The 25,183-nt window shown below is 59.6% G+C and carries 22 protein-coding genes; 11 read left to right on the top strand and 11 right to left on the bottom strand.

Going from position 1 to position 25,183, the window contains the following annotated elements; translation table 11 throughout:
• Window positions 1-53 precede the first annotated feature (53 nt).
• Both LRK71_RS17795 and LRK71_RS17790 read left to right on the top strand, forming a co-directional pair.
• Complete coding sequence (locus LRK71_RS17795) at window positions 54-3,911, top strand: PEP/pyruvate-binding domain-containing protein (RefSeq protein WP_232405395.1); 3,858 nt, start codon at window positions 54-56, stop codon at window positions 3,909-3,911.
• Window positions 3,912-4,034: 123 nt separating this feature from the next.
• Window positions 4,035-4,946, top strand: coding sequence for a MurR/RpiR family transcriptional regulator (locus LRK71_RS17790; protein WP_232405315.1), 912 nt, complete (start codon window positions 4,035-4,037; stop codon window positions 4,944-4,946).
• Here the strand turns inward: LRK71_RS17790 and LRK71_RS17785 are convergent, their stop codons facing one another.
• From LRK71_RS17785 to LRK71_RS17770, 4 genes are all read right to left on the bottom strand, one after another.
• Window positions 4,947-5,729, bottom strand: coding sequence for a dimethylarginine dimethylaminohydrolase family protein (locus LRK71_RS17785; protein ID WP_232405314.1), 783 nt, complete (start codon window positions 5,727-5,729; stop codon window positions 4,947-4,949).
• On the bottom strand, window positions 5,710-7,341 hold the full coding sequence (locus LRK71_RS17780; RefSeq protein WP_232405313.1) for a 5-guanidino-2-oxopentanoate decarboxylase: 1,632 nt from the start codon (window positions 7,339-7,341) through the stop codon (window positions 5,710-5,712). The genes LRK71_RS17785 and LRK71_RS17780 overlap by 20 nt, the downstream gene beginning before the upstream one ends.
• Window positions 7,338-8,546: a pyridoxal phosphate-dependent aminotransferase gene (locus tag LRK71_RS17775; protein ID WP_232405312.1), complete on the bottom strand. Its 1,209-nt coding sequence runs from the start codon at window positions 8,544-8,546 to the stop codon at window positions 7,338-7,340. The genes LRK71_RS17780 and LRK71_RS17775 overlap by 4 nt, the downstream gene beginning before the upstream one ends.
• Window positions 8,547-8,778: 232 nt before the next feature.
• Window positions 8,779-9,462 (bottom strand): hypothetical protein, encoded by a 684-nt coding sequence (locus tag LRK71_RS17770; protein WP_232405311.1) that lies wholly within the window; start codon window positions 9,460-9,462, stop codon window positions 8,779-8,781.
• Window positions 9,463-10,110: 648 nt separating this feature from the next.
• On the opposite strand from LRK71_RS17770, the gene LRK71_RS17765 reads away from it, so the two are divergent.
• Window positions 10,111-11,415: an AAA family ATPase gene (locus LRK71_RS17765; protein WP_232405310.1), complete on the top strand. Its 1,305-nt coding sequence runs from the start codon at window positions 10,111-10,113 to the stop codon at window positions 11,413-11,415.
• On the top strand, window positions 11,412-12,557 hold the full coding sequence (locus LRK71_RS17760; RefSeq protein ID WP_232405309.1) for a ParB/RepB/Spo0J family partition protein: 1,146 nt from the start codon (window positions 11,412-11,414) through the stop codon (window positions 12,555-12,557). Before LRK71_RS17765 ends, LRK71_RS17760 begins: the two co-directional genes overlap by 4 nt.
• A gap of 137 nt (window positions 12,558-12,694) precedes the next feature.
• Here the strand turns inward: LRK71_RS17760 and LRK71_RS17755 are convergent, their stop codons facing one another.
• Window positions 12,695-13,735, bottom strand: a complete 1,041-nt coding sequence (locus LRK71_RS17755) for an OmpA family protein (protein ID WP_232405308.1) — start codon at window positions 13,733-13,735, stop codon at window positions 12,695-12,697.
• A gap of 206 nt (window positions 13,736-13,941) precedes the next feature.
• On the opposite strand from LRK71_RS17755, the gene LRK71_RS17750 reads away from it, so the two are divergent.
• Window positions 13,942-15,465 (top strand): caspase family protein, encoded by a 1,524-nt coding sequence (locus LRK71_RS17750; protein ID WP_232405307.1) that lies wholly within the window; start codon window positions 13,942-13,944, stop codon window positions 15,463-15,465.
• Window positions 15,466-15,536: 71 nt separating this feature from the next.
• Here the strand turns inward: LRK71_RS17750 and LRK71_RS17745 are convergent, their stop codons facing one another.
• The 6 genes from LRK71_RS17745 to LRK71_RS17720 all read right to left on the bottom strand — a co-directional run bounded on the left by LRK71_RS17745 (window position 15,537) and on the right by LRK71_RS17720 (window position 19,876).
• Complete coding sequence (locus LRK71_RS17745) at window positions 15,537-16,784, bottom strand: DUF4384 domain-containing protein (RefSeq protein WP_232405306.1); 1,248 nt, start codon at window positions 16,782-16,784, stop codon at window positions 15,537-15,539.
• A 239-nt stretch (window positions 16,785-17,023) separates the two neighbouring features.
• Entirely contained in the window at window positions 17,024-17,443 is a 420-nt protein-coding gene (locus tag LRK71_RS17740) for an ExbD/TolR family protein (protein ID WP_232405305.1), read from the bottom strand.
• Window positions 17,440-17,850 carry an ExbD/TolR family protein gene (locus LRK71_RS17735; RefSeq protein WP_232405304.1) on the bottom strand — a complete coding sequence of 137 codons (411 nt, stop codon included), beginning with the start codon at window positions 17,848-17,850 and terminating at the stop codon, window positions 17,440-17,442. The genes LRK71_RS17740 and LRK71_RS17735 overlap by 4 nt, the downstream gene beginning before the upstream one ends.
• 30 nt (window positions 17,851-17,880) lie before the next feature.
• A complete protein-coding gene (locus LRK71_RS17730; protein ID WP_232405303.1) occupies window positions 17,881-18,498 on the bottom strand; it encodes a MotA/TolQ/ExbB proton channel family protein in 618 nt (205 codons plus the stop codon).
• 2 nt (window positions 18,499-18,500) lie between these two features.
• Window positions 18,501-18,959: a hypothetical protein gene (locus LRK71_RS17725; RefSeq protein WP_232405302.1), complete on the bottom strand. Its 459-nt coding sequence runs from the start codon at window positions 18,957-18,959 to the stop codon at window positions 18,501-18,503.
• A gap of 65 nt (window positions 18,960-19,024) precedes the next feature.
• Window positions 19,025-19,876, bottom strand: a complete 852-nt coding sequence (locus LRK71_RS17720; RefSeq protein ID WP_232405301.1) for a hypothetical protein — start codon at window positions 19,874-19,876, stop codon at window positions 19,025-19,027.
• A gap of 178 nt (window positions 19,877-20,054) precedes the next feature.
• Between LRK71_RS17720 and tssA the strand changes: the two genes are divergently transcribed.
• From tssA to tssE, 6 genes are all read left to right on the top strand, one after another.
• On the top strand, window positions 20,055-21,101 hold the full coding sequence (gene tssA / locus LRK71_RS17715; protein ID WP_232405300.1) for a type VI secretion system protein TssA: 1,047 nt from the start codon (window positions 20,055-20,057) through the stop codon (window positions 21,099-21,101).
• 95 nt (window positions 21,102-21,196) lie between these two features.
• Window positions 21,197-21,715, top strand: coding sequence for a type VI secretion system contractile sheath small subunit (gene tssB / locus LRK71_RS17710; RefSeq protein ID WP_232405299.1), 519 nt, complete (start codon window positions 21,197-21,199; stop codon window positions 21,713-21,715).
• A gap of 9 nt (window positions 21,716-21,724) precedes the next feature.
• Window positions 21,725-23,221 (top strand): type VI secretion system contractile sheath large subunit, encoded by a 1,497-nt coding sequence (gene tssC / locus LRK71_RS17705; protein ID WP_232405298.1) that lies wholly within the window; start codon window positions 21,725-21,727, stop codon window positions 23,219-23,221.
• 56 nt (window positions 23,222-23,277) lie between these two features.
• On the top strand, window positions 23,278-23,781 hold the full coding sequence (locus tag LRK71_RS17700; RefSeq protein WP_232405297.1) for an Hcp family type VI secretion system effector: 504 nt from the start codon (window positions 23,278-23,280) through the stop codon (window positions 23,779-23,781).
• A gap of 71 nt (window positions 23,782-23,852) precedes the next feature.
• A complete protein-coding gene (locus LRK71_RS17695; protein ID WP_232405296.1) occupies window positions 23,853-24,692 on the top strand; it encodes a type VI secretion system accessory protein TagJ in 840 nt (279 codons plus the stop codon).
• Window positions 24,685-25,182: a type VI secretion system baseplate subunit TssE gene (gene tssE, locus LRK71_RS17690; protein ID WP_232405295.1), complete on the top strand. Its 498-nt coding sequence runs from the start codon at window positions 24,685-24,687 to the stop codon at window positions 25,180-25,182. Before LRK71_RS17695 ends, tssE begins: the two co-directional genes overlap by 8 nt.
• Window position 25,183: the final 1 nt, after the last annotated feature.

Here is a 25,183-nt window from a genome sequence, read left to right as displayed (position 1 = left end):
TGGTCATTGGATCAGTTTCATCCCTGTCGCAGGTCTTTGCGGTTGCGCTCGCCATGATGTCCGGGCTTGGGGCTGTGGTTGCGACCAAGCTGGGTTTCAAAACCAAAGACACAGGTCAGGCGGCCCGCTATCCGGCGCGGCTGATCCTGACCCTGGTAGCGCTGGTGACCCTGTTTGGAGCAGCGAACTACTGGCAATATACTGCGCGGAAAAACGCCGATCTGGCGCGTTTACAGGCTACCTTGGTACGCCCGGCGCAGTTTGACGGCACCAAAATCAAGGATGATACCCTTAAAGAGACCAGCTTTTCCAAGCAAACAGACAACCCGCTGGCCATTTCCACCCAAGAGGCCGCAGCGCTGCTCGCGGCAGGCGACACTGCCTTTTTTGACATCCGCGAAAGCGGCGAAAACGCCATGGGTACCCTGCCCGGCGCCGCGCATATCCGCTTCCCGGATTTTCTCCAGTCGCGCCCGCTACAGCCCGGACAAAAAGCAGTCGTCTTTTGCCACAATGGTAACCGCAGCTCTGAAACCTGCGCCCAATTGGCCAAGCTGGGCATCGATTGCAGTTTCATCGCCGGCGGCATCGAAAAATGGATCGTCGAAGGCCGCCCCTTCAGCGATACCGCAGTTGAAACCCTGGCCGATCTGCGCGCCATTCCGGACTATCCCAACAAGGATACCCTGCTCAGCACTGCGGATTTCACCACATTGCTAGAGACCGACGATCTGCAGATCGTCGACACCCGCTATCCCGGCGATTTCGCCAGCGGCCATCTGCCCGGCGCCATCAACATCCCGATCCGTGCCCTGACCACGGATGAGCTGCGCCAAAGTATCGCGCAGCTACAAGACAAGCCAACCCTGGCGGCCTGCTATGATCGGCGAAGCTGTTTTATGGGGCAGGTACTTGGCCTCGAGCTGAGCCAGCAAGGGATAGATTATCGCGGGCGCTATACCCTGCCCTGGGAATATTTCATCCCCCCCCCCCCCAAACCGCATGTGCAGGCCTGGCTGGCCGATCAGCAATCGACCTATTGGCAAAAAACGATTTCCCTGCTGGCGCAGGCGCTGATCTGGAGCCATGAGCGCAGCCATTTATTACTGGGGCTGTTCGCCCTGTCACTGCTGACCCGCATCCTGATCCTGCCCGTTGCCCTGAAATCAGAGCGTGACCAGATCACCACACAGGCCAGCGCCAAAGAGCTGGAGCGCCTAAAGGCCGACCTGGCCGATGATCCTGTGCGCCGGGCCCGCGCCATTCAGGCCTTTTATGCCACAAAGGGCCTGACGCCGCTGCGCAATCTCAGCGCGCTGCTGTTCTTGCCTGTGATGATGCTGGGGGTTTCGGCCGCCGGGGAGGCCAGCAGCCTTGTACCGATCAGCCTGCTCTGGATCCCTGATCTGGGGCAGCCGGATCCGCTGCTGCTGTTGCCGCTCATGTTTTGCGCTCTGGCCGCGATTTATCTGGTCTGGGCCGTTGCCAAAACCGCGCGTCAGGTCAAGCTTTGGCTGCTGATCGGCGTGCCAGTACTCTTTGCCATGGTCTTTGGTCTCAGTGCTGCCGCCAATGCCTACCTGTGCTTCAGCCTCAGCCTGTTGTTGCTGCAACGCGCCTATGTGACCGGGCTGCATCAGCGCCTGCATCACGGCATTGCGCGCGGGGCGCATCAGGCGCGCCTGGCCAGGCTGCCCGCCGGGGTCGTCCCCCTGGGCTACAGCGAAGAACTGGCAACCGCTGGCAACAAGGCACTGCGCCTGTCACTCTTGAAAAACGCCGGGCTGCCGGTGCCGGGGGGCGTTGTACTGCGCCACGAGGCCATTGCCGCCTACCAGCGGATGAACCGCAGTCAGAAGGACGCATTTGCCGAAGAGATCTGGCATCTGGCCGGGACAAAGCTCTGCGCCGTGCGCAGCAGCGCCAGCAACGAAGATGGCGCCGATCAGAGCTTTGCCGGCGTCTATGAATCCGAACTGGATGTCACCGCCCAGACAATGCGTCGCGCGCTGGACCGGGTGATTGCCAGCTTTTCCTCTGACCGTGCCGCCAGCTATGACCAGGCGACAAATGGCGAGAATGCGGCCAATATTTTGGTACAGCAGATGGTTCAGGCCGACTATGCCGGGGTGCTGTTCACCCAGGACCCCACCGCCCCCGGCATGACCATGGTGGAATGGGTGCGCGGCTGCGGTGACGATCTTGTATCGGGGCGGGTAACGCCCGTCTCACTGCGCTTTGGCCGCTGTACTGGTCTTGCCGCGGTACCAGATCAAGATGACACGCTGGATCTGGCACCGCTGCTGGCGCTTGGGCAGGAAATCGAGCGTATATTTGGCTGCCCACAGGATGTGGAATGGGCCTATACCGATGGGCAATTCCAGATCGTACAAAGCCGCGACATCACCACTCTGGCGCTGGGGCCAAAGGTCGAACAGATCCGCCTGGACGAATGGCGCGATCTGCTGGACCGCTTTGGCAGTGCCGATCCGGAGCAGGTGATCCTGGAACAGGACGAAATGTCCGAAGTCCTGCCGCGCCCGACGCCACTGTCCTTTTCGCTGATGACCCGCCTCTGGGCCCCCGGTGGCAGCGTCGATCTGGCCTGCCGCGACCTGGGCGTCCCCTATGGTCTGCCCGAAGGTGGCGATGGCCATCTGGTCAACCTCTTTGGCAAAACCTATGTCGATGCGGCGCTGAAGCAGCAGATGACGCTCAAGCTAAGTGCCACCAAGGCAAAACAGCTGCGGCGTCAGGCAGAACCGCAGATCGCCCACTTTCGTACAAAGGTGATGTCCGATCTGGCCGATAGGCTGCAGCTATGGCAAGCGGTGGATTACAGCGCGCTTACACCGCAAAAACTGGTACAAAGCCTGCAGGTTCTACAAAATCTCTTTGTTGACGAGGCCTATGTCGAGGCCGAGAAAATCAACATCCTGGCCGGTTTTACCATGGGCGAAGCCAGCACCGCCACAGCGGGTGATCCGGCGCTCCGCACCCATCTGATGCAGGCAGACCTGCCCCATGCGCCGTCGGCCTTGCTGGCCTCTTGCACCGGGGTCGCAGCCCGCGATCAGGCCATGGCCCTGATGGGGCACCGCGCCATGTTCGACTACGAGCTCAGTTCGCCGCGCTACAGCGAGGCCCCTGCCCTGCTCTGGCCGCTGCTGGAAAACCAGATGCCGTCCGGCACCAGATCCGCCCACCTGCCCGCCGAGTTACCCAACCACCTCAAGGAGAGCATCTCGCTGGCGCTGCGCCTGCAGGATCTCAAGGAACAGGCCAAGCATGAATCCCTACGCATTCTGGCAGAGCTGCGCCGCGCGTTCCAGGCGCTGGGGCAGATGTCGGGACTGGGAGATCTGATCTTCTACCTGACACTGGACGAGATCCAGCAGGGGAATTGGACCACACCAGAGGCCCTGCATCTGCAGGCGCAGAACAGAAAACTCCATGAGGATATGCGCAAACGCGCAGCACCGACACAGGTTCAGCTGACCCTGCGGGATTGTGAATTGCTGTCGCTCGGCGCGCAGATCGAGCAGGAGGTCGGCGCCCTCGGCGGCACCTGCGTTGCCGGCAATGGCCGCGTGACGGGGCGCGCCTTTTGGCTGGCGGATGAAACCAGCACCGACCCCGCCAGCTTTGACGGGTTTCAGGATGGCGATATCTTGGTCTGTCGCATGATCAACCCAGCCTGGCTGCCCTATGTGCAACGCTCTGGCGCGGTGCTGAGCGAGGTTGGCGGCTGGCTGAGCCACATGGCCATTGTCGCCCGCGAAAAACACATCCTGATGCTGGTCGCCTGCAAGGGGCTGGGCCAGATTGAAACCGGGGCCCGCATCACCGTGGATGAGGACGGCAGCATCACGCAGCATGACGATCAAAGCCGACAAGCCGCTAACGGCTAACGGCAAGTACACGCGGCTGCGGCCCCTCACTGGCCGTAGCCGGGGTCGGTCAAAAGTGCACTTCGCCCTTCAAAATGAATGTTTTTAATTCTGCCCAGACGGAACGCATGATATTATCCGGGCATGGATCCACATCTTGACCCCAAACAAACTGCCCGGTTGATCGCAACGCTGAAAGCGCAGATCGCCGACATGCCCGCCAAGCTGTCGCAGGCGGCAAAATACATCATCGACAACCCCGGTCCCTTTGCGCTGGATCCGGTCCGCGATACCGCCCGCAAGGCGCAGGTCAGCGCCAATAGCTTTGTACGTCTCGCCGAGCGTCTGGGCTATGACAGTTTCGAGGCCCTGCGCCGCCCCTTTCGTGATGCCCTGATCACCACCGGGGAAACCACGCTCGGCGCCGAATGGCTGACCCGCATGGCCGAGGGCGGTCCAACCGCAGCCCTGCAAGCCCGCGCGGCGCAGAGTGAACTGAACGTGGTCAGCCGCTCGCTGCGGCAGATGACGCCAGAACGCTGCGAGGCCATTGTTGCAACCTTACTGGGGGCCAAGCGCTGCCACGTCACGGCCAGCCGCGCCAGCTATGCCTTGGCCTATTATTTCCACTATATCGCGCGGATGGCGATGCCTTCGATTGACCTGGTCCCCCGCCATGTCGGCACCACGCTGGATGATCTGATGGGGCTTGGACCCGAGGATTGCCTGATCGCACTGACCTTTGCGCCCTATTCCGCCAGCACCATACAAGCCCTGCGTCTGGCACAGAAACAGGGCGCGCGCATTCTGTTGATTTCTGACAGCGAGGTCATCGCGCCGGGTATCACGCCCGATCACGTGCTTAGCGTTGCGGCAAATTCACTGCATCCATTCGGTGCCTATGCGGGTGCCATGGCGGTGCTGGATTGTCTTCTGACCCATCTGATCGAAGCCGGCGGCACCGAGGCGCGCCGCCGGATAGAGGCCTATGAGGCGCTCAGGCAGGACAGCGGCGCCTATTGGAGCGCACCGAAACTGCCACAGATCCGCAGCTAATCAGAACCGCAGTGACAGGCAGGACATGCCGCCATCCAGCTTGGCGCAGTCTGTGTTGTCAATCTGGACTACCTCAAATCCGGCCTTGTCCAGCATTTCCGCCGTGCGCGGAAAGCCCGCCGGGCAGAGCACCAGATTGTTGAAGCGGATTGCATTGGCCGCTGCTTCTTCGCCTTCAGCCACATCCAGGATGCGATAGCCTTCAAAGCAGCCCGAAGCCGACAGCCGTTTGGTGGACAGTATGGTCTCGCCGTCCATCAAGGAACAATCGGTCTTGAAATGCAGCACACCGGGCGGGGTAAAGACCTCGCGCAGGCTGTGCCCCCATTCGCCAACGATTTCGGCCAGTTCGGCGACACCAGCGGCATCGGTGCGATCCGACCGCCCCACCAGCACTTCACGCCCGGTAACCAGAATATCACCGCCTTCGATATGGCCCGGCCCCTTGATTTCGCGGACATCCGCGTAGCAGCTCCGCAAAGTTGGTGCCATTTCAGCCACTTCGCCCATGCGTGACGGCGCGCCCGGACGCATCAGAACCGCACCCTGCGGCAGGCACAGGGCTGTGTCTTCAACAAAGACCGCGTCAGGAAAGGCCTCTAGCGGGCCCAGCTCAATCACCTCGGCACCAGTGCTTTTCAGCGCTGCAACATAGGTTTTATGGGCGGCCAACATACCCTCTAGGCTGGGGGTGCCGATATCAGCCGCGCGCAGACCTTCGGTGATGCTGGCGGCGGGGCGGCGGGTAATCGCACGGGAAAATTCAAAACTTGGGTTGGTCAAAGACTTCATCCTCAGCTGGCGCAAAGACAGGCGCAGTAATTTCGACAAAGCTGGGCCCCTGGCCCAGCGAGTTGGCAACCGCCGCAGCAATCTCGGCTGGGTCGGTGCCGACAGCAATATGCCCAATCCGAAAAGACTGGGCCGTGGCGGCAAAATCGGGCGGGGTTGGATCGCAGCCCAATACCTCAACGCCCACCGCCTCCATCGAGGTGGCGATTTCGCGGTAGCCCTGGTTGTTCCAGATCACAAAGATGATGGGCAGATTTTCATCCACCGCCGTCATCACCTCGGGCAAGGAGAACTGTGCGCCGCCATCGCCCAGAATGCAGATCACAGGAGTGTCAGGTGCGGCAATCGCGGCGCCAATCGCTGCGGGAATCCCATAGCCAAGCGCACCGTAGCCTGTGGCCGCATTGAACCAGCCACCTGCGCGATCGTGATCGTAGTAGAGATTGCCCGCATAGATCGGCTGGGTGGAATCTCCCACCATCAAACAGCCTGGGACCGCATCCCGCATCGCCGAAAGAACCGCAACCTGGGCAAGATATTCGCTGCCGATCTCCTGTTCTGCGGCGCTGCGTGTTGCCGCCGCACGCGCCGCGCCATCGCGGCCCGAACAGGCCTGGGGCAGGCCCTGCAACAGGGCAGCGGCAAAGGCACCCGCCTCGGCCTCGATCGCCAGCGCGCTGGCATGGCGTCCCAGTTGCTCGGCACAGCGATCCACCCGGATCAGCTGCCGCATCTCGGGCCACTCTCCGGTGGCATACATATCATAGTCTGTAGGGCCAAACTCGGTTCCCAGGGCCAAGACCACATCGGCGCTTTTGAGTAACGCGCGCACGGATTGCAGGCTGGGGCTGGCTGGAACGCCAAGGGGATGCGCAAACATCAATCCCCGCCCATTTGTGGTTTGTACCACCGGTGCATCCAGGCGCTCGGCCAGGGCCACCAGTGCCGCGCCTGCGCGTTTGGCCCCACCCCCCACCAGAATGACCGGCTGCTTAGCCGCCTGCAACAGATGCACTGCCTCTTGCAGCTGTTCGGTCTCGATATCCTGGGGCCGCACCACCGCTGGCGGCAGCAGAGCATCCGCCGCAACACCTGCCACATCCAGCGGGATTTGCACATGTGTGGGACCAGGCCGACCCGTTGAAAACGGCGCAAAGGCCGCATCCAATGCCGGGGACAGTTCTGCTGCGGTGGCGACATGCTGCGAGGTCAGAGCCACCGTCTGCGCCAGGGCCCGCTGATCTGGCAATTCATGCAGATGGCCCATTCCTTTACCAAGGCTCGACTGGGCATTGACGCCAGAAACCACCAGCATCGGCACCGAATCCGCCCGCGCCTGTGCCATCGGTGTCAAGGTATTGGTCAGCCCCGGCCCGGTGATTACAAAGGCCACCCCAGGTTTGCCGCTGACCCGCGCATAGCCATCCGCCATGAAGCCCGCGCCCTGTTCGTGGCGCGGTGTAACATGGCGCAGCCCCGATGCGGCCAATCCGCGATAGAGCTCAACCGTGTGCACGCCGGGGATACCAAAGACGCAAGAGACATCGCGGGCTTTCAACCCATCCACCAGCGCCTCGCCAATGGTTTTTGCCGCGTCAGTCATGCGACCCCCTGTGTTGCTGATGCTGTCTGGCCCTGCGTCTTGGCCTGCGCATGAGAAATGATGCGGTTCAGGGCCAGCTCAAAATCCGTATCTTCAATAGTCAGCGCCACCCGCACCCAAGAGGTCAGGCTGTCACTAAAGGCAGAGCCCGGCATTACCGCGACACCCTGGTCCAGCAAATCCCAGGCATAGGCATCACCGCTCAGCCCGGTGGCCGCAACATTGATCATGGCAAACATGCCCGCCTCGGGGCGGTGCACCTGCAATGCGGTTTCGGCCTGCACCCGGTCAGCCAGGATCTGGGCGCGGCGATTGAACCGTGTCCGCATTCCCTCTGCCACAGAGGAGTCACGTTGCAGGGCAAGCTCTGTCATATCAGCGATAAAGGGCTGGTTACCAAAGAGCATGGTCTCGGAATAGGGCAACAGCGCATCGCAAAAGGCTTTGGAACCCACGCACCACCCACTGCGAAAGCCGGGCGCGGCGTGGGATTTGGAAATCGACGAGACCGCGATCACCCGGTCGGCATAGTCTGGGAGCGACAGCGGTGAAGTGAACTTTGCCCCTTCAAACACCAGCTGTTCATAGACCTCATCGGAAATAATCCAGAAATCATTCTCTTTCGCCAGTTCACACAGGGCGATCAGCTCTTCCCGGTCCAGAATGGCACCTGTAGGATTATGCGGGCTGGTCAGCAGCAGCGCCCGAGTGCGCGGAGTGATGCGCGACGCCACATCGGCGGCCTGCATGCGAAACCCGTGTTCCGGCGTCAGCGGCACCGGCACCATCGCGGCACCGCTGGCGGCCACAACACCTTCATAGGTGGCATACATCGGATCGCCAACCAGAACCTCATCGCCCTGCTGGGCAACTCCGCTCATGGCCGCGAACAGGGCTGTTTGGGTGCCGGGGAAGCACAGAAAGTTGTCTGGTTCAAATTGCCGCCCACGGGTGGCGGTGTAGCGGGCAGCCAGAGCCCGCCGCAGATTGATTTCACCTCGACCGTCTGAATACCCGGTACGCCCCGCCTGCATAGAGGCAATCGCCTGCTGCATCAGCTCTTGGGGGACCGGCACATCGGGTTCGCCAATGGTCATCTCGACAATATCGGCCCCCGCCGCAACGCGGTCACGCGCGGCAAGGTGAAGATCCCATTTTGCGCCGCCCAAAGAGGCCAGGCGCGCGGTTACATCCGTGGTTTTCATGGCTTTTCCACCTATTTCGGCACAAGGCTCTGAAAAGGAACGAGGACGTCACCCGCGGGGCGGCTGCCTCAATGTCCGAAGAATCTCGTGAAACACAGTAATTATACAACTGCATAATTACTGGTTCGGTCGATACAGGCAAGTGCAAAACTGCACCGGCTCACCAATGCCGACCAAAGACGCTGCCCGCCGGTGACCAGCTTCTCTTACGAAACTACCGTCGGGCGGCAGGCTAGCTAAGGATAACAATGTCGGAAATTTGTTCGTCCACATCCCTGCAGGCTGCGAGTAACCGGGGTTTCAGATGCGACAGAACATAGGTGGCATGAAACCGGCTGGGCGCTGTGAGGGTTAAGCGCCCCCCTGCCCGATCGCTACGCGCTAGCGCATCAATCCAGGCTGTATAGATGGCTGGGTCTTCCTGATGCAAAACCGCCTTGACCAGGCTCCACTCATCGCCCTTGCTCAGATCCGGTGCGGCGGCAATTTCGCTCGTGCGCAGCGGCACGACGTTTGATGGCGGCGCTTCTGTGCCGCGCATGCGGTGTTCAAAATCGGGACCAACACTGGCCCAGCTGCCACGGGTGTCTTCATAGATGCGATCCAGATCCAGGCCATATTCACTGACCCGACCGCGCACGCCCTGCTTTTTGACAACCAGCCAGCCCATCGCCCGCAGCTTGGCCATTTCGCGTTTGACTGTCCGTTCATCCACGCTCCAGAGGCGGGCGATTTCGCGTTGTCCGACAGCAAGCTCATTTCTGGTCCAATTGTAGCGCGCTGTGACCAGGGTCATGATGCGCAACACAAGACGCTGCGGCGCTTTGGGCTGCGCCAGGGCAAAGGCGCCCAGTGCAGTGAGTATGTCATACTTCAGAGCCGATGCATTTCGCCCGGCGGGTTTTTGAGCCTGCATTGTGGCACCCGTCTTTCTAACCACTCCTGGCCAGGTGTACCCCTGACCGATCAAATCTGATCAAACCGTGTAGACAAGAGCTTCGCCTGCCCGTCCGGTTTAGGATATATCTGCCTCACACCGCGGGTTGTTCCCGGATTACGTTGGGTCCTGTTCTAGGTAACTCAACGCTATTTGTTCAATATACACGATTTGCGTCCTTAGCCACGATTCTGTCAAGGCCTCTGTGCAATTCCCTCCTGACCCAATCCCTTTTTTGATAAAAAAATTGGTATCAATGGTATTGGGGGACGTTCTGGCTGTCCCCTATTTCGTTGAAAATGTCCCCCAATCGGTCGTGGTTCCTTTTGTTGTGTCCCCCTATATCTATCCCGCCCTCCGAGAAAGAGAGCAGATAAAGGTGGCCCGATTCGCAAGGGGCTGGCGAATCAATGCGGGCAGAGATCTGGCCCGTGACGCCCTGTTTTTAAGGGGGTTCAACAGTGGGTCTTGGCACAGGAAACCCTCTGTGTCCCTGCGGGGACAGGACGCTTCTCAATAGAATAATAGGTTTTGCGTTTTTTACAAATCCGGCGTAAATGGGAGTTGAGTAAAAATTAGCGTCCCGCCCAAAAAGGACGCATGGCAGAGTAAGAGCAAGGAGCCGTCATGTTAACCCACGAAGACTTGGCCCGATTGCAAGCGCAATCCCTAAAGATGCAGAGCTGGATCCGACAGCAGACCTTTTCACCCGAGCTGGAAAAGACCCTGCGGCGGTTCTCCAGCTGGGAGGTGGCCGAGCTGATCTTTAAGGTCAATCAATCCACCCTGCGTGGCAGGCTGGCGGCGGATCCTTCCCTGCCCCAGGGTCATGTAGAGGCAGACGGCCGTCAGCGCTGGTATTCGCTGGAAGAGATCAACGAGTTGCGCCGCCGGATCAAGATCAACCGCAAATCCCTGATGCCACCGCGCCCCGAAGGCAAGCGTGCGCTGAGGGTGGCGATTTCCAACTTCAAGGGCGGCGCAGGCAAATCCACGGTGGCGCTGCACTTCGCTCATGCGGCGGCGCTGGATGGGTATCGGGTGCTCTGCGTTGATTTCGACCCGCAGGCGACGCTGTCGCACTCCATGGGGCTTAGCGATGTGACCGAGGACTATACGGTCTGGGGGATCATGGCGCGCGATCTGGTGCGCGAGACCGAGCGAATGAATGCCTCGGCGCGTGGGGCCGAGACAGGCGCGGCCTTGCCAGAACGGCATCTGCCCGATGCGATTACCGGCATGGGGCTGCAGGATCTGCGGATCAATGATTTCATCAAGCCCACCAGTTGGCCCACCATTGATCTGGTGCCCAGCTGCGCCAATGCCGCCTTTGTGGAATTCGCCAGCGCCCAGTATCGCCATCTCAATCCTGAGTGGTCCTTCTTTGCTGCTGTCTCTCGCTATCTGGATCAGGTCTCTTCGGATGACTATGACTTGATCATTTTTGATTGCCCGCCTGCGATTGGCTATCAGTCGATGAATGCGGTATTTGCGGCGGATATGCTCTATATCCCCTCAGGCCCCGGGTATTGGGAGTATGACTCCACCACTTCTTTTATTGGCCAGCTTTCCGAGGCACTGGAGGATCTTTCGGCCTTTAATGGGGTTGTCCCCGCGGGGACATTCACCCTGCCAAAGGCCTTTCTGGATGTGCGCTTTTTGCTGACCCGATATGAAAGCGGCAATGATCTACACCGCGCCATGCGGGATGCTTTTATGAAGGTCTTTGAGGGGCGAATGGCGGATCACCCGATCGAGATGACCCGCGCGGTAGAACAATCAGGTCGGTTCCTCAGTTCGATCTATGAAATTGACTATCGCGATATGACCCGTGAAACATGGCGCCGGGCGCGGGCGTCCTTTGATCAAGCCTATGAGGAGTTCAAAGGCTATGCCGTAGAAGCCTGGGACCAGATGGAGGATAAAACATGAGCAAGCGTCGCGTCTTTGACATCAATTTCCCGTCTGAACCCACCAGTGATCCTGCGCCTGCTCCCTCCCCTGCCCCATCGACCAAGGATGACGGGGCGAGCCTTGCCGAAGCCCGTCGCGGCCCCATGGCGACGGCGATTTCCGAAAATGCCGAGGCTCTGAAAGCCCGCGCTATCACCGAGCAGAATATCCGCGCCGAGAATGACCGGCTGGCGCATGAATTCGTCCGCCTTAAAAAACTGGGCCTGGTGGTGGACCGGATCCCGCTGGATCAGATTGCGACCAGCAAGCTGGTGCGCGACCGGGCCGTGTCGCGCGACCCGGAACTAGAAGAGCTGAAAGCCTCCATTCGCAGCATTGGCTTGTCCAACCCGATCCGGGTGGAAGAGGCCGCCGATGGCAGCTATCAGCTGATCCAGGGGTTTCGACGGCTGTCGGCCTATCGCGCGCTGCTGGAGGAAACCGGCGCCGCAGAATACGCCAGTATCCCGGCAGGTTTGATTGCCAAGGGCGAAGATTTGCAGGGGCTCTATCGCCGCATGGTGGATGAAAACCTGGTGCGCCGCGACATCTCTTTTGCGGAAATGGCGCAGCTTGCGCTGTCTTATGCGCAGGATCCGGAAACAGACTGCGACGGGGTCGAGGATGCGGTGGCGCATCTCTATGGCTCGGCAGGCCGACAAAAGCGTAGCTACATTCGCCATTTCGCCGAATTGCTTGAAATGATCGGCGCCCATCTGCGTTTTGCAGAGGCAATTCCGCGTGCGCTGGGATTGGATCTGAAAAAGAAACTGGCTGAAGGTGATGATTTGGCCCCCGGTTTGATCCAGCAGTTGCAAGCCAGCGATGTCCGGTCTGAAGAGGCAGAACTGGCGATGCTGCGCGCTTTCTTATCACCGGGGGCCGGTTCCGGCCCAACGGCCAGGCAGGGTGTCGCGCCGGAGCGCACGACAGAGACCGGTGTTGCCAAGACCACGCTGCGCTGCAGTGTCCCTGCGGGGACAGTGCGCTGTCAGGCCCGCGATGGACGGATTGAATTGGCGATGGAGCGCGACTTCTCGGTGATTGATCGCTATCGGCTGGAAGGCGCAATTACCGCATTTTTTGCTGCCCTCGAGGATGGGGACCCTCCGCTAGAATAGCGCAGCGCGCCTTCCTTGATGCGGGAGACCGGCGGCACATCATATGCTGGGATCAGCACTGAGATAACAAAAATGGGCTGTCCCCACGGGGACAGCCCATTTGCATTGTCATTTATGCCGGGCTAGGCGCGCTGGTATCAGTTCAAAACCTTGAACGCGATGCGCCGATTTTTTGCCCGGTTCTGCGCGTTGGAGTTGGCAACCAGCGGGCTGGCTTCGCCATAGCCCACGGGCTTCAGCCGTTCGGTTGCAATGCCCTTGGTCGCCAAGTAGCTAACAACCGAGGCGGCGCGCCGCTGGCTCAGCCTTGTGTTTGCGGCCTCGCTGCCCTTGTCGTCGGTATGGCCACCAACCTCGATTACCATGTTAGGGCAGCGGCTGACGATATCAAACAGGCTGTCAAGAAACTGCGTCGAGCGCTGATCCAGCCGCGAGGTGCCGGGGGCAAAGTTCACACTTCGGCTGCGTGACAGGATGTCAAAACGCCCGATGCAGGCGGCGCGGCTGAAATCTCCGGTTGCCTCCAGCGCAGCGGTGGCACCACTGGCAGCGGCGGTTGGCAGCACTGGGGTGCCTGCGGCGCGGCGATCAAAAGTAAGGTTCAGATTGACAATTCCCAGCGGCGTAATGGTCACATTCGCGGCCTCTTGCAGTTTTTCACGCCCCTCCATCAGATTGAAATCCGCCAGTTGCAGGATGACGGGGTTCAGGGTGGAAATATTGACCCGGTCATTGTCCAGCAGGGTGACGGCAACTTTTGCCGCCAGATCCATCTCCACCCCATGCAGGGACAGGGTCACGGGCACCTCGATCACCTTGCGGTGTCGCTGGGGCAGGTCCAACAGCTGGGTCGGATCCAACACCGCTGTCACTCGCGCCTCGGGGTGAGTGAAGGTTTCAAAGAACAAAAACCGCATTCGCACATTGCGTAAATCAATCTTGGTATCAACTGAATCCAGCGCCACAACCAGCTGTGCAATACCGCCTTCGGTGATCTGGCCGCTAATGGTGGCAAATTGGCTTGTCTCTGCAATTGTGTCTTTTTTCACCGATAAAAAGGTAATGGCAGAGGCCTCGGGGTCAAGTTGCCAGCCGTGTTCAAAGGGATCCAGGGCCAGCGCAGGCTGGGCGGCCAATAACAAAAGGGCGAGAAGCGGGCGAAGATTTAAGCGTACCATGATAAAACTCATACAAGACTAAAGGGGCAGGGCCGACGATTGGGGGTGGTAAAGGCGCGCGCGGCGCAAATTACGGTCCCACAGCGCGCAACCTCTTTGATTAACTGCGATACTGACGCATAATGCAAGGATTGCGGTAATTCGGCGAGGAAAAACCTCGCCAATGTGTAATGTCCCCGCGGGGACGGGTTCGGAGTATTGGTGCAGTGAATTTCTTGTGGCCGCAGGGCCTGTTTAAACGCCTGTTTCCCCTTTTTGCGGTTTTCGCTTTTTCGGCTGGCGTGACCTGGGCGCAAGAGAGCGACAGGGAACCGCGTCTGGCTCTGGTGGTTGGCAATGCCTTGTATGGGCAGGTTGCGCCGCTGGACAACCCGGTGAATGATGCCAACCTGATTGCCAATACATTGAAAGATATAGGTTTTACGGTGACGCTGGCAACCGATCTGCGCCAAGTAGAGATGAAGCGCGCCATTGCCCAGTTTGGCCGTGATCTGCGCGCCGCCGGCAGCGACGCAACGGGGCTGTTTTACTATGCCGGTCACGGGGTGCAGAGCTTTGGCAACAACTATCTATTGCCAGTGGATGTGGCACTGGCGGATGCCGCTGATCTGGATTTGATGGCGGTCGAAGCCCAATCGGTGCTGCGGCAGATGGCCTCTGCGCGCAATCGCACCAATCTGGTGATCCTGGATGCCTGCCGCAATAACCCCTTTGAAAATGTGGCCGATCTCGATGAAAGCGGGCTGGCGGAAATGAAGGCCCCAACCGGGACATTTCTGGCCTATGCCACCGCGCCGGGCAGCGTGGCGCTGGACGGGCAGCGTGGCAATAGCCCGTTTACCCAGGCCTTGGCACATGAAATTTCCGTGCCGGGCCAACCGATTGAACAGGCTTTCAAGGCGGTGCGGCGTACCGTGCTTGAATATAGCGGCGGCCAGCAAACGCCTTGGGATACCTCTTCGCTGGTCAGTGATTTTGTCTTTGTCGATGCCCCGTCCGCCCCAGTGCTCAGCCCGGCTGAAACAGAGGAATTGCAGCTCTGGCAGTCGGTGCGAGCGACGCGGGATCCGGTGCAGTTGATGCTGTTTTTGCGGGGCTACCCCGAGGGGGCCTTTACCAGCGAGGCCCGCGCCCTGCTCAGCGCGGTGATGGATGAAGAACTGCGCGGCGGATCACCCGCGCCGGTGCCGCCATCTGCGGAACCTGACATCGGCGAAACCGCGCTGTTTACCGCTGCACAGCAGGATGGTTCTCTCACTGGGTATGAGGCCTATTTGCAAAGCTATCCTGAGGGAACCTATGCGGAAATTGCCCGCACCGAAATCTCCGCTCTAAAGGCCGGGCAGGCGCAGGACCCCGTCGGCGCAGAGCCGACCGACGCGGCGACAGTTGCAGGTGCTGAAACAACTGCGAGCGTGCCGAAACAAGCCGACGCGGGCCCGGTGACATTCGCCAGCCCGCTGGTTTCGGATCTGGCGCAGGTCAGTGGCCTCAGCCTGGCAGAGATCGTTAAGCAATCGCCAATGTTTCCTCCGATCGAGGGGCTGCCGGAAAGCTACTGGAAGACAGAGACCTGCAGCTCTTGCCATCAATGGACGCGCGACCGTCTTTGCACCCAGGCAAATACCTATCTGAGCCTCAATATGCAGCGGTCCTTGAACAAGCAGCACCCCTTTGGCGGGGTGATGAAGCGAAGCCTTAAGTCCTGGGCAGCGGGGGGCTGCCAATAGGGGCCGCAGGTCTGCGCAACCCTGTGTAGTGGCCCCCGGCCTCTGGCGGTTGGCGGCCTGGATGCGGCGTTCTAGCGGGGGGTGGTTTCAATCAAGAAATAGACCCATTCCCCTTTGAAATCAGTGGCTTGCTTTCGTGCCAGGGCAATTCTTTCGCGTAGGAAGTCCAGATAGGCCGCGGCGGGTTCGTTTATCGGGCGTGGGGCTTGGTATAGCGGTGCAGAGGCCGCAAAGGCGACGGCGATTTCCTGCCCGTAGGGTGGGCCAATTGTGATTTGCAGGCCCGGCTCTTCCGGCGTTCTGGCCCCCACCCGCTGGGCGCTTTTTGCCGGGGCAAGCCGCAGCGGGGCAGCGCCATTGGGGCTGAGGTGGATTACATCACCCGCAGCATCAAAATAATCCACGTAGATATAGGCTGGGTAGTCTGGTGCGGTCAGCTCAAAGAACAACTGTTCGCCGCCTGAATAGGCCAGCACCCGCGCCTGTGCATCTGTCCCCAGCAACAATGGATTGGTAATCTGGTCGGTGCTTTGCGGCAGGCCAACAGCTGAAATGCCGCTGAGCGCGCCACATTGCGGGCGCGGCAGCAACCGCATGCTGTCCTTGAGCGCGATATCACGCCCCATCTGCGCCTGTAGCGCGGCAAGAACCGGTGCACGCAGCGCGGCTTCGGGCAAGTGGCCGCGCAGCTCCAGGGTTGCGGTTTCGGGGTTGAACGCAACCTGTAAACGGGCGCAGGGCACCGCGCTAAGCAGGGCCTCCAGTCCATCGCGCAGATTGGCGGATCGTGCCGCCAGATCCCCCGGTCTGGTGAAGCTTTGAAATGCGGCCAGGGAAACAGGATCGACAGCGCCCATATCCTGCCCCTGAAAGGCCAGGGCGGCGGTGACCGGCGTGGCCTGTGGCGGGCTTTGCGAGAGCATGAGCGCGGCTGGCCTGGCCTCGGGCAGGGACTGTGCCGCCTGGCTGGGCAGCGTTTGTGCCGCAGGCAACGCGGAGGGCGCCGAGATCGGGGCAGGCGGGCTATTGGCCTGTGTCGCAGCAAGGGCAGGCGCGAAGTTGGCAAGGTTGGTTTTGCGCGCAGGTTCCGCGCTGGCGAACTGCGCGGCCAGGGTATTTGGGCGCAGCTGAGCGATGGCGGCTGGCTGGGCCTGCGCTGGTTGTGGGCTGGCCTGTTGTACGGGCAGCGGTTTGGCAGCGCTCGGGCGGCTTGGCGGCAGATCTGCGATCAGTGTCGTCGCCTGTGTTGCGGCTGAAATGGGCGCCTGTTGTTCTGCGTGGGTCGCTGTTTTGGTCGGCCTAGCCCTTGTCTGGGGCAAGGCCCCGGCGCTGAGGTTATCGCCTGTGGTTGCCAATTGTTTGCCGGGGTCTGCAGTGGGGGTGCGTGGTTGCGCCCGACTTCGCGCGATCTGTTGAGAGGCAAGCGTGAGGGCGCTTTCGGGGGTAGGTTGCTGCGGCACAGGCATCGGATTGAGAAGCGGTAAAAGAACCGTAATAACAGCAAGGTGAGCTAAAATTGACGTCCCGAAGGCCAGCGTCCATATGCCAATCCTTGATGTCATTTTCCCACCCCTGCGCTGGTCTCTGGTGTGACCACAAGCACTACATCGAGGAAGCCCAGAGCTTCGGCCAGGGAGACATGCGGCAGAACATGCCGCAGATCTGCGGAACGGTGGGCATTGATACGCAGACGTAATGCAGGGTCTTTGGCCAGCGCTTTGGCCAGCGCAGGCGAAATCTCTGATTTGGGCAAAGCATCGCCATCCAGCGCTAGCCTGCCGCTTTGCGAGATTGCCAGAGTGATGCCGCCCGTCGGCATATCCCGACCGGTTTGCGCCTGTGGCGGCGTGACCTCAAAGGGGGCGGTTGCGTCCATACGCCCGATCAGCATGAAAAAGACCAGCAGGAAAAACACCACGTCAATCAGGGCGATGATGGTCTCAGTGGGGACGGTTCGGCGGTTCTGTTTCAGTTTCACGGCCGGGCTTCCAATTGCAGAACCCGCATGTTTTTCACCCCGGTGCTGGCCGCCAGATCCATCAGAGAAATCAGCGCCTGGGTTGGTGCCGCGCCGGAGGGAAGGATCATCAGTTGGGTCTTTGGGTCGAGGGCAAGGCTGTGGCGCAAAAGGTGATCCAGGGTTTCGCTGGACAGCGCCTGGGTGCGCAGGTGCGGCGTACCAGTGGCATCCAGCCGGATCATAAGCCGTCGTTGCGCCGAACCGTCCGAACTGACCGCTTCATCTACCGGGCGCAGCGCCGGGATCATATCCAAGTTGAGATAGCTAGAGGTCACCATGAAAAATACCAATAGAATCAACATTACATCGATCATCGGCACCAGAGAGATCAGGGCCTGGGGGCGCGGGCGTCTAGCTAGCTGCATGGCGGCCTCTGAAAGGGGGGGCAATGCGCGTTACTGGCCATGATCTGCCAACATTAGCTGTCCAACTGCGCTTTCGATCATTTGCGCTGCCCGGTCGATACGCGCGGCAAAAAGACCGGCGGCAATTGCCGCTGGGATGGCCACAACCAGCCCGGCGGCCGTGGTCAGCAGCGCCTGCCAGATACCGCCGGCCAGAACCGAGGCATCGGCAGCCCCCTGCGCCAGCTCCAGCTCTTGGAACGATTGGATCATGCCCAGCACTGTTCCCAACAACCCGAGCAGGGGGGCGACCATGGCGATCAGCTCTAGCAAGCGGATGAGCCCATTCATCCGCTGGACCTCTTCGTTGCCGCGGCGTTCCAGTTCTGCAATCAGGATGGGCCCCTTCAGACCGTTTTGCAGGGCCTCCATTGCATAGCGCAGCACCCGGTCTGCCGGCGCCCGGTCTGCGACGATATCGCTTTGCGCGCCCGGCCTATCGCCGCTTTGCCAGCGGGCGATGGCGGCGGTGCGTTGTGTCGTTCCAGAGGTCACCGGCCAGAGCTGCGCCAGCTTCACCGCGATCACGGTCAACGAGAGCAAAGAGATTGCGGCCAGCAGGGCAATCACCGGTCCACCATTTGTGAGGATCTGTAGCAGAAAACTCATGGCTATTTCACCAGTTTGGCGGAGCTGCGAGAGGCTAGATCCAGCAGTGGAAAGCAATCCATTTCCGCCTCGTTCTGCGGCTGGCAAGAGGTGATGTCATGCAGCAAAAACTCGGAAATATTGCTGCAGGCGGTTTCAGGAATTTCAAAGAGTTTTAACGTGGTGCGCTGCACTGGCAGAGGGGCCGCATCTACTGAGAGCAGCCGGTCGATGATGCCGACCCCATCTAGAATGGCCAGCGACATTTCAAAGCCCGCAAAGCTCTTGCCGGTCTGGTTGCGAAACAGAAAAAAGGCGCGGCAGCCGCCGCCCTCGATCTCTTCCATTTTGTTCAGCTCGACCAGCAACGACCCGTCGGCAGAGGTGGCGGTTTCACTAAGCGCCTGCATCGGCAGCAGGGCCAGCAGTACCAGCGCAGCACCGCGGGCAATCAGGGGGGAAGAGGGGCAGGGTAGGGGCATCGCAGTCTCCAGTGGGTTTGAAACAGGGTTTGCAAGGGGCGGTGGGATATGACGGCGACGCCGAATTATACCAGCGAGGTCAGGGCTTTTTCGATCTTGTCCATGGCATCCCGGGCACCGTCCAGGTCGCGTTGTTTCAACAGTTTGGCGGCTTTGTGGATGGCGCGGGTCAGCCGGTCGCGGGCGGGGCCAGGGGCGCGTGCCACATCCGCCTGCAGGCTCTGGGCACGTTTGACCTGTTCCCCGAGTGAGCGCGTATCTGTGGCGCGTTGACCGCGTTTGAGAGTGGTTTCTTCGTCCTCGCGGTCTTTGCCAAGGGCGGCGATGGCGCGTTCACTGACAAGAATCAGCACCTCGGCCTCTTGCAGCCGCCCGGCATTGATCAGGGTCACCGATTTTGCCAGTGCACGGTTGAGCTTCAGTTCCAGGGGGCCGGGGGCCAGGGCGATTCGTGGCTGTAGTCGTTTCATCCTCTGTTTCAGCGGCAACACCGCCTTTGGATCAATTTCGGGGGCGTCAATATCGCTGCTATCGGCCGAGCTGGGCGTGGTGGCCCCGCTGGCCGATTCCGGCTTTAGGCTGTCCAGAATATTGCCGCCATCGTCAAAGAACAGCACGTTCACCTTGGGGCGGTTGCTCTTTAGGAACCGTTTGAGCTGCAACAGCACCTTTGCCGAAGTCTGTTCGCAGGTCATTTCCATCTGATCGCCCTGTACAACATAGGTCCCCCAAAGCATGGGAGGCTTGCCACCGGCCTTCTTCAGGGGCGCGCGCAGGGCTTCGGGTTTGTTGCCGGGTTGGATCATCAAAAGGGCATCTTTGGTGTCATCCAGACAGAAGCCAAAACTGGTCCGTCGCTTGGTGCCCTCGCGCACCATCGCCCTTATTTCGTCACCGGTAACACGGTCAGCACACATCACCACCACTCACAAAAAGGTGCAAAAACAATTGACTTTAAGATGGCGATAAGGCTCACTCGACGTCAAGTTATTGTTTTGTAAGTGGCGTGCCTGGAGGCTGCCGCATCTCTGTATATCCATATGGTATGTGGTTTTTTCCGATCGCGCTTGACCTGGTTTTTGGGGGGTCAACTGTATGGATCTGGCTGTTTTCTTACAGTCCAAAGGGGAAGACGCCCCCAGCGGGGATAATCTTGAATACGACCCGGCCTTCACAGAGATGGCGCTTGCCGCGCAGCCTGGTGAAGAGACTGTTGTCGGTGATGAGCGCGTTGACGCAACCGACCCGGATTATCCAACCGTAGAAGAAAAGGCGCTGGATGTTCTGGCGCGCAGCCATGATCTGCGGGCCGCGGTATTCTTGACAGATGCGGTGCTGCAACGCGATGGGCTGGTTGGCTTTGCCCAGGGCATCAGTTTTATCCGTGGCTGCTTGGAACAGTTCTGGCCGAGCTGTCACCCAGAGCTGGACGAAGACGACGGCGACCCGATCATGCGAATCAATGCGGTGCAGGATCTGTGCGGGCAGCCCGATGGGATGGGGGGGCCGTCGCCCGTATTTCGCTCTTTGCGGCGCTGCGCGTTAAGCGACAGTCGCGGCTTTGGTCGCTTTAGCCTGCGCGATATTGAAATTGCCGAAGGGCTGCTGGCTGCACCCGACAGCATGGATACAGTCCCGGATCGTGCCACCATCGGGGCGGCCTTCCAGGACAGCGACAGTGCTGCAATTGCAGAACGTCTTGTTGCTGTCGAACAGGCCGAGCAAGACGTCCGGGCGATTTCGGCGGTGTTTGACGCGCAGACGCCGGGGCAGGGCCCGGAATTGGACCCGCTGATTAAACTGCTGCGCCAGATCAGCAAACGGCTGCGCGACTATGGCGACCTCAGGGACGTCCCGGCGACAGAGGCGAACGATGAGGCGGCTGATGACACAGAGGCGGCTGTTGCACCGGGGCGCGGTGGTGCGGTGCCTGGTGCAATCAATTCGCCCACTGATGTGGCCAATACGCTGGATCGCATTATTGCCTATTACCAGCGGGAAGAACCCTCTAGCCCGCTGCCCTTGTTGCTGGAACGTGCCAAGCGCCTGGTGGGGGCTGATTTCCTTACCATTGTGAATGACATGGCGCCGCGTGGTCTGGAAAATGTGCAGCTGATCGGCGGCCTGGAGGATGACGACTGACAAAATCGAGGGGGAGGCAAGTGCCCAAGCCGTGCAAAAGAGGTGTTTTTGTCACGAGGCCTTGTCAAGTTTGATGACGAGTTAAGGAGAGCTAGATGGCTGGAAGTTCACAAAAGTTCATTGCCCGTAATCGGGCGCCACGGGTGCAGATCGAATATGATGTGGAACTGTATGGCGCCGAAAAGAAGGTCCAGCTGCCCTTTGTCATGGGGGTTTTAGCGGATCTCACCGGCAAATCCGAGGTCGAGCAACCCTCCGTCGCGGATCGCAAATTTCTGGAAATAGACGTCGATAACTTTGACAGCCGGATGAAATCCATGGCACCACGCGCCGCCTTTACCGTGCCCAATACCCTGACAGGTGAGGGCAATATGGCGGTCGATATCACCTTTGAAAGTATGGATGATTTCAAGCCCGCAGCCATCGCCGCCAAGGTGGCGCCGCTGAAAGAGCTGTTGGAGGCGCGCAGCCAGCTGAGCAATCTGATGACCTATATGGATGGCAAAACCGGGGCCGAAGACCTGATCACCAAGATCATCCAGGACCCCAGCCTGCTGAAGACCCTGGCAGCCCAGCCCAAACCCGGCGGTGACGCCGATGGCGACACGGAATAGGAGGTAGATATGGCAGAAGAACAACTCCAGACCGAGGTCGCCCCGGATGAAAGCGCCTTTGGTTCCAGTGAATTTGCAAGTCTGTTGCAAAAGGAATTTCGCCCCAAGTCCGACCAGGCCAAAACGGCGGTGGAAAGCGCGGTCAAAACCCTGGCAGAACAGGCCTTGGCCAATGCCGGGCTGATTTCGGATGATGCGCTGCGGTCGATCGAAAGCATTGTGGCCGAGATCGACAAAAAGCTGACAGAGCAGGTCAACCTGATCCTGCATAACGAAGAATTCCAGCAGCTTGAAAGCGCCTGGCGCGGGTTGCATTATCTCGTCAACAATACCGAAACCGACGAGATGCTGAAAATCCGGGTGATCCCGATCACCAAAAAGGAACTGGGCAAGACTTTGAAGAAATTCAAAGGCACCGCCTGGGACCAGTCACCGATTTTCAAGAAACTCTATACCGAAGAATTCAGCCAGTTGGGGGGCGAACCCTATGGCTCTTTGGTGGCTGATTTCCATTTTGACCATTCGCCACCGGATATTGAACTGCTGGGTGAGATGTCGAAAATTGCCGCCGCCGCCCATGCGCCGCTGATCACTGGTGCCAAGCCGTCGCTGTTTCAGATGGACAGCTGGTCGGAACTGTCCAATCCGCGCGATCTGACCAAAATCTTTCAGACCCCGGAATATGCCGCCTGGCGGTCGTTGCGCGAAAGCGAGGATTCCAAATATGTCGGGTTGGCAATGCCGCGGTTTCTGGGCCGGATGCCCTATGGCTCCAAAACAGATCCGGTGGATGAATTCGCCTTTGAGGAAGATACAACAGGGGCCGATAGCGAAAAATATGCCTGGGTGAATGCGGCCTATGGCATGGCCACCAATATCACCCGCTCGTTCAAATCCTATGGCTGGTGCTCGCGCATTCGCGGGGTTGAAAGCGGTGGCACCCTGGAAGAGCTGCCCTCGCATACTTTCCCGACCACTGATGGCGGGGTGGATCAGAAATGCCCCACCGAGATTGCCATTGATGACCGGCGCGAAGCCGAGCTGGCCAAGAACGGCATGATGCCGCTCTTGCACCGCAAGAATACTGATGTGGCAACATTCATGGGGGCGCAATCTCTGCACAAGCCCACCGAATATGACGACCCGGATGCAACCGCCAACGCCAACCTTGGCGCGCGTTTGCCCTATCTTTTTGCCACCTGCCGCTTTGCGCATTACCTGAAATGCATGGTGCGCGACAAGGTTGGGTCGTTCAAAAGCCGTCAGGACATGGAATCCTGGCTGCAGAACTGGATCAACAATTACGTTGATTTCAACGCCGATATTTCATCCGAGAACGAAAAGGCGCGCAAACCTCTGGCGGCGGCCGAAGTGGTGGTCGAAGAGGTCGAGGGCAACCCGGGTTATTACAGCTCAAAATTCTTCCTGCGCCCGCACTACCAGCTGGAAGGCCTGTCGGTCTCGCTTCGGCTGGTGTCAAAATTGCCCTCGGAAAAGGGAGGCTGACAACCACTCTGGCCTCAAATTTTTGTCAATGAGTTACGGTTTGAAAGGATAGCAAAATGGCTGCTAGCATGTTCGTGGAAATCTCGGATATCGAGGGTGATGCCACCGAAGATAAACACAAGAACTGGATTGTCATTCAGTCTGCCAACTGGAATGTGGAACGCGCGGTTGAAATGACCGACCTGGGATCGACCCAGCGCATGCATTCCAATTCCAATTTTGGCAAGATCGAGCTGACGTCGCAGATGGGCAAGGCATCGAACGAGCTGGCCAAATCGGTTGCCAACGGCACCGTACGCCCGGAAATCATCATGCATTGGTGTCGTTCTGGTGATGCCCAGGCCGAAGGTCTGCTGGAATATTCCGTGTGGAAGCTGAAAGATGTGGTGATCGACAGCTATTCGATCTCGGCCACTGATGACGGCATCCCAGAGGAGACCTGGTCGCTGGCCTATGCCGCGATTGAGCACACCTATAAATCCACCAACCAAAAGACAGGTAAGTTGGAAAGCCCGATTGTTTTCCAATGGAACGTTCAAACCGGCAAATTCGAGTATTGATTTGCCCTTCCCTCGGGCGTGGCTGCACGTCCGGGGGCTTTATGTGTATTTGACATGGCGGAGTATTGCCCATGACCCCTGAAGCGCATTTGCGGGCTGGTGATCCGGAACAGGCCCTGGCCTCCTTGCAGGCCCAGGTGCGCGCGGATCCTTCCAATGCCAAGCTGCGGATCTTTCTGTTTCAGCTGCTCTGCATAATGGGAGACTGGAAGCGGGCGGTGGCGCAGCTGCGGCTGAGCGCCGAACTGGATGCCGGGGCAACTGTCATGGCGCAGGCCTACCGAGAGGCCATCTTATGTGAGGTTTACCGCGAAAAGGTGTTCAAGGGCGAAAAAGACCCTTTGATCCTGGGCGAGCCAGACCCCTGGCTGGCGCAGTTGATCGAGGCGCAGAAACAACTGGCCCAGGGCCATGTGGATCAGGCGCAGGCCCTGCGCGAGGCTGCCTATGCGGCGGCCCCGACAACGGCGGGAACAGTGAATGGCACAGCCTTTGACTGGATTGCCGATGCCGATATGCGCCTTGGCCCGGTGCTGGAGGTGATCCTGAATGGGCGCTATTTCTGGCTGCCCTTTGCCCAGATCCAGAGCCTTGAAATCGATGAACCCAGCGATCTGCGCGATACCGTTTGGATGGCAGGCACGTTGACCCTGGCCAATGAAGGTGCCTTGGCGGTGCTGATCCCAACCCGCTATCCTGGCAGTGAAACGGCGGATCCAGCGGCCCAACTAGCGCATACGACCCATTGGCAAGAGGCCGGTGGCGGGGCCTATATTGGTCTGGGACAGCGGCTTTTGACCATCGGTGACGAGGATTTCGCCCTGATGGATATCCGCCAGCTGCAGATCGGCGACGCCGGTGCTGATGATGCGCTGGACAACAGTGATGCTTTGGGCGGCAGCGATGGCTGACAAGATGCTTGCCGAACGCCTGCAACCTTCGCTGTTGGATCGATTGACGGACAACGCACCGAGGGATCGCAAGGAAAGCCGCGATGCGCGGGTGATTGATCTGAACCGGCTGCGCGAAATCATTCAACGCGATCTGTCCTGGCTGCTCAACACCCAAAATGCCGGACGTCAGATTGATGGCGACCGCTACCCAGCGGTGGCGGGTTCCGTATTGAACTATGGGCTGAGCGAAGTAACGGGCGAGTTCTCGACCACCGAAAAGGCCGAAAGGATCCGCCGCGCGATTGAACAGGCCATCACCAGTTTTGAACCCCGCATTATCGAAGGCACGGTGGATGTGCAGTTGATTGGCGATGTGGAGGCGGCAGGCATGACCATTGGGCTGGATATCCGCGCCGACATGTGGGCGCAGCCGCTGCCGCTGGAATTGTACCTGCGCAGCAAGGTCGATGTGACCACCGGAGAAGTCAAAATGGAACGGGGGCTCTGAT

Origin of the sequence: Pseudophaeobacter flagellatus, from assembly GCF_021228235.1 — a bacterium.
In the GTDB taxonomy this organism is placed as follows: Bacteria; Pseudomonadota; Alphaproteobacteria; order Rhodobacterales; family Rhodobacteraceae; genus Pseudophaeobacter; species Pseudophaeobacter flagellatus.
This window is presented reverse-complemented; position numbering and strand designations above follow the sequence as displayed.

What these genes read in the sequence shown, in the direction of transcription:
- LRK71_RS17760 (WP_232405309.1), top strand. Translation starts at nt 11,412, where the DNA reads ATGAGCAAGCGTCGCGTCTTTGACATCAATTTCCCGTCTGAACCCACC.
- LRK71_RS17695 (WP_232405296.1), top strand. Translation starts at nt 23,853, where the DNA reads ATGACCCCTGAAGCGCATTTGCGGGCTGGTGATCCGGAACAGGCCCTG.
- tssA (WP_232405300.1), top strand. Translation starts at nt 20,055, where the DNA reads ATGGATCTGGCTGTTTTCTTACAGTCCAAAGGGGAAGACGCCCCCAGC.
- LRK71_RS17735 (WP_232405304.1), bottom strand. Translation starts at nt 17,850, where the DNA reads ATGCAGCTAGCTAGACGCCCGCGCCCCCAGGCCCTGATCTCTCTGGTG.
- LRK71_RS17730 (WP_232405303.1), bottom strand. Translation starts at nt 18,498, where the DNA reads ATGAGTTTTCTGCTACAGATCCTCACAAATGGTGGACCGGTGATTGCC.
- tssC (WP_232405298.1), top strand. Translation starts at nt 21,725, where the DNA reads ATGGCAGAAGAACAACTCCAGACCGAGGTCGCCCCGGATGAAAGCGCC.
- LRK71_RS17780 (WP_232405313.1), bottom strand. Translation starts at nt 7,341, where the DNA reads ATGACTGACGCGGCAAAAACCATTGGCGAGGCGCTGGTGGATGGGTTG.
- LRK71_RS17720 (WP_232405301.1), bottom strand. Translation starts at nt 19,876, where the DNA reads ATGTGTGCTGACCGTGTTACCGGTGACGAAATAAGGGCGATGGTGCGC.
- tssE (WP_232405295.1), top strand. Translation starts at nt 24,685, where the DNA reads ATGGCTGACAAGATGCTTGCCGAACGCCTGCAACCTTCGCTGTTGGAT.
- LRK71_RS17775 (WP_232405312.1), bottom strand. Translation starts at nt 8,546, where the DNA reads ATGAAAACCACGGATGTAACCGCGCGCCTGGCCTCTTTGGGCGGCGCA.
- LRK71_RS17725 (WP_232405302.1), bottom strand. Translation starts at nt 18,959, where the DNA reads ATGCCCCTACCCTGCCCCTCTTCCCCCCTGATTGCCCGCGGTGCTGCG.
- LRK71_RS17790 (WP_232405315.1), top strand. Translation starts at nt 4,035, where the DNA reads ATGGATCCACATCTTGACCCCAAACAAACTGCCCGGTTGATCGCAACG.
- tssB (WP_232405299.1), top strand. Translation starts at nt 21,197, where the DNA reads ATGGCTGGAAGTTCACAAAAGTTCATTGCCCGTAATCGGGCGCCACGG.
- LRK71_RS17765 (WP_232405310.1), top strand. Translation starts at nt 10,111, where the DNA reads ATGTTAACCCACGAAGACTTGGCCCGATTGCAAGCGCAATCCCTAAAG.
- LRK71_RS17770 (WP_232405311.1), bottom strand. Translation starts at nt 9,462, where the DNA reads ATGCAGGCTCAAAAACCCGCCGGGCGAAATGCATCGGCTCTGAAGTAT.
- LRK71_RS17700 (WP_232405297.1), top strand. Translation starts at nt 23,278, where the DNA reads ATGGCTGCTAGCATGTTCGTGGAAATCTCGGATATCGAGGGTGATGCC.
- LRK71_RS17795 (WP_232405395.1), top strand. Translation starts at nt 54, where the DNA reads ATGATGTCCGGGCTTGGGGCTGTGGTTGCGACCAAGCTGGGTTTCAAA.
- LRK71_RS17755 (WP_232405308.1), bottom strand. Translation starts at nt 13,735, where the DNA reads ATGGTACGCTTAAATCTTCGCCCGCTTCTCGCCCTTTTGTTATTGGCC.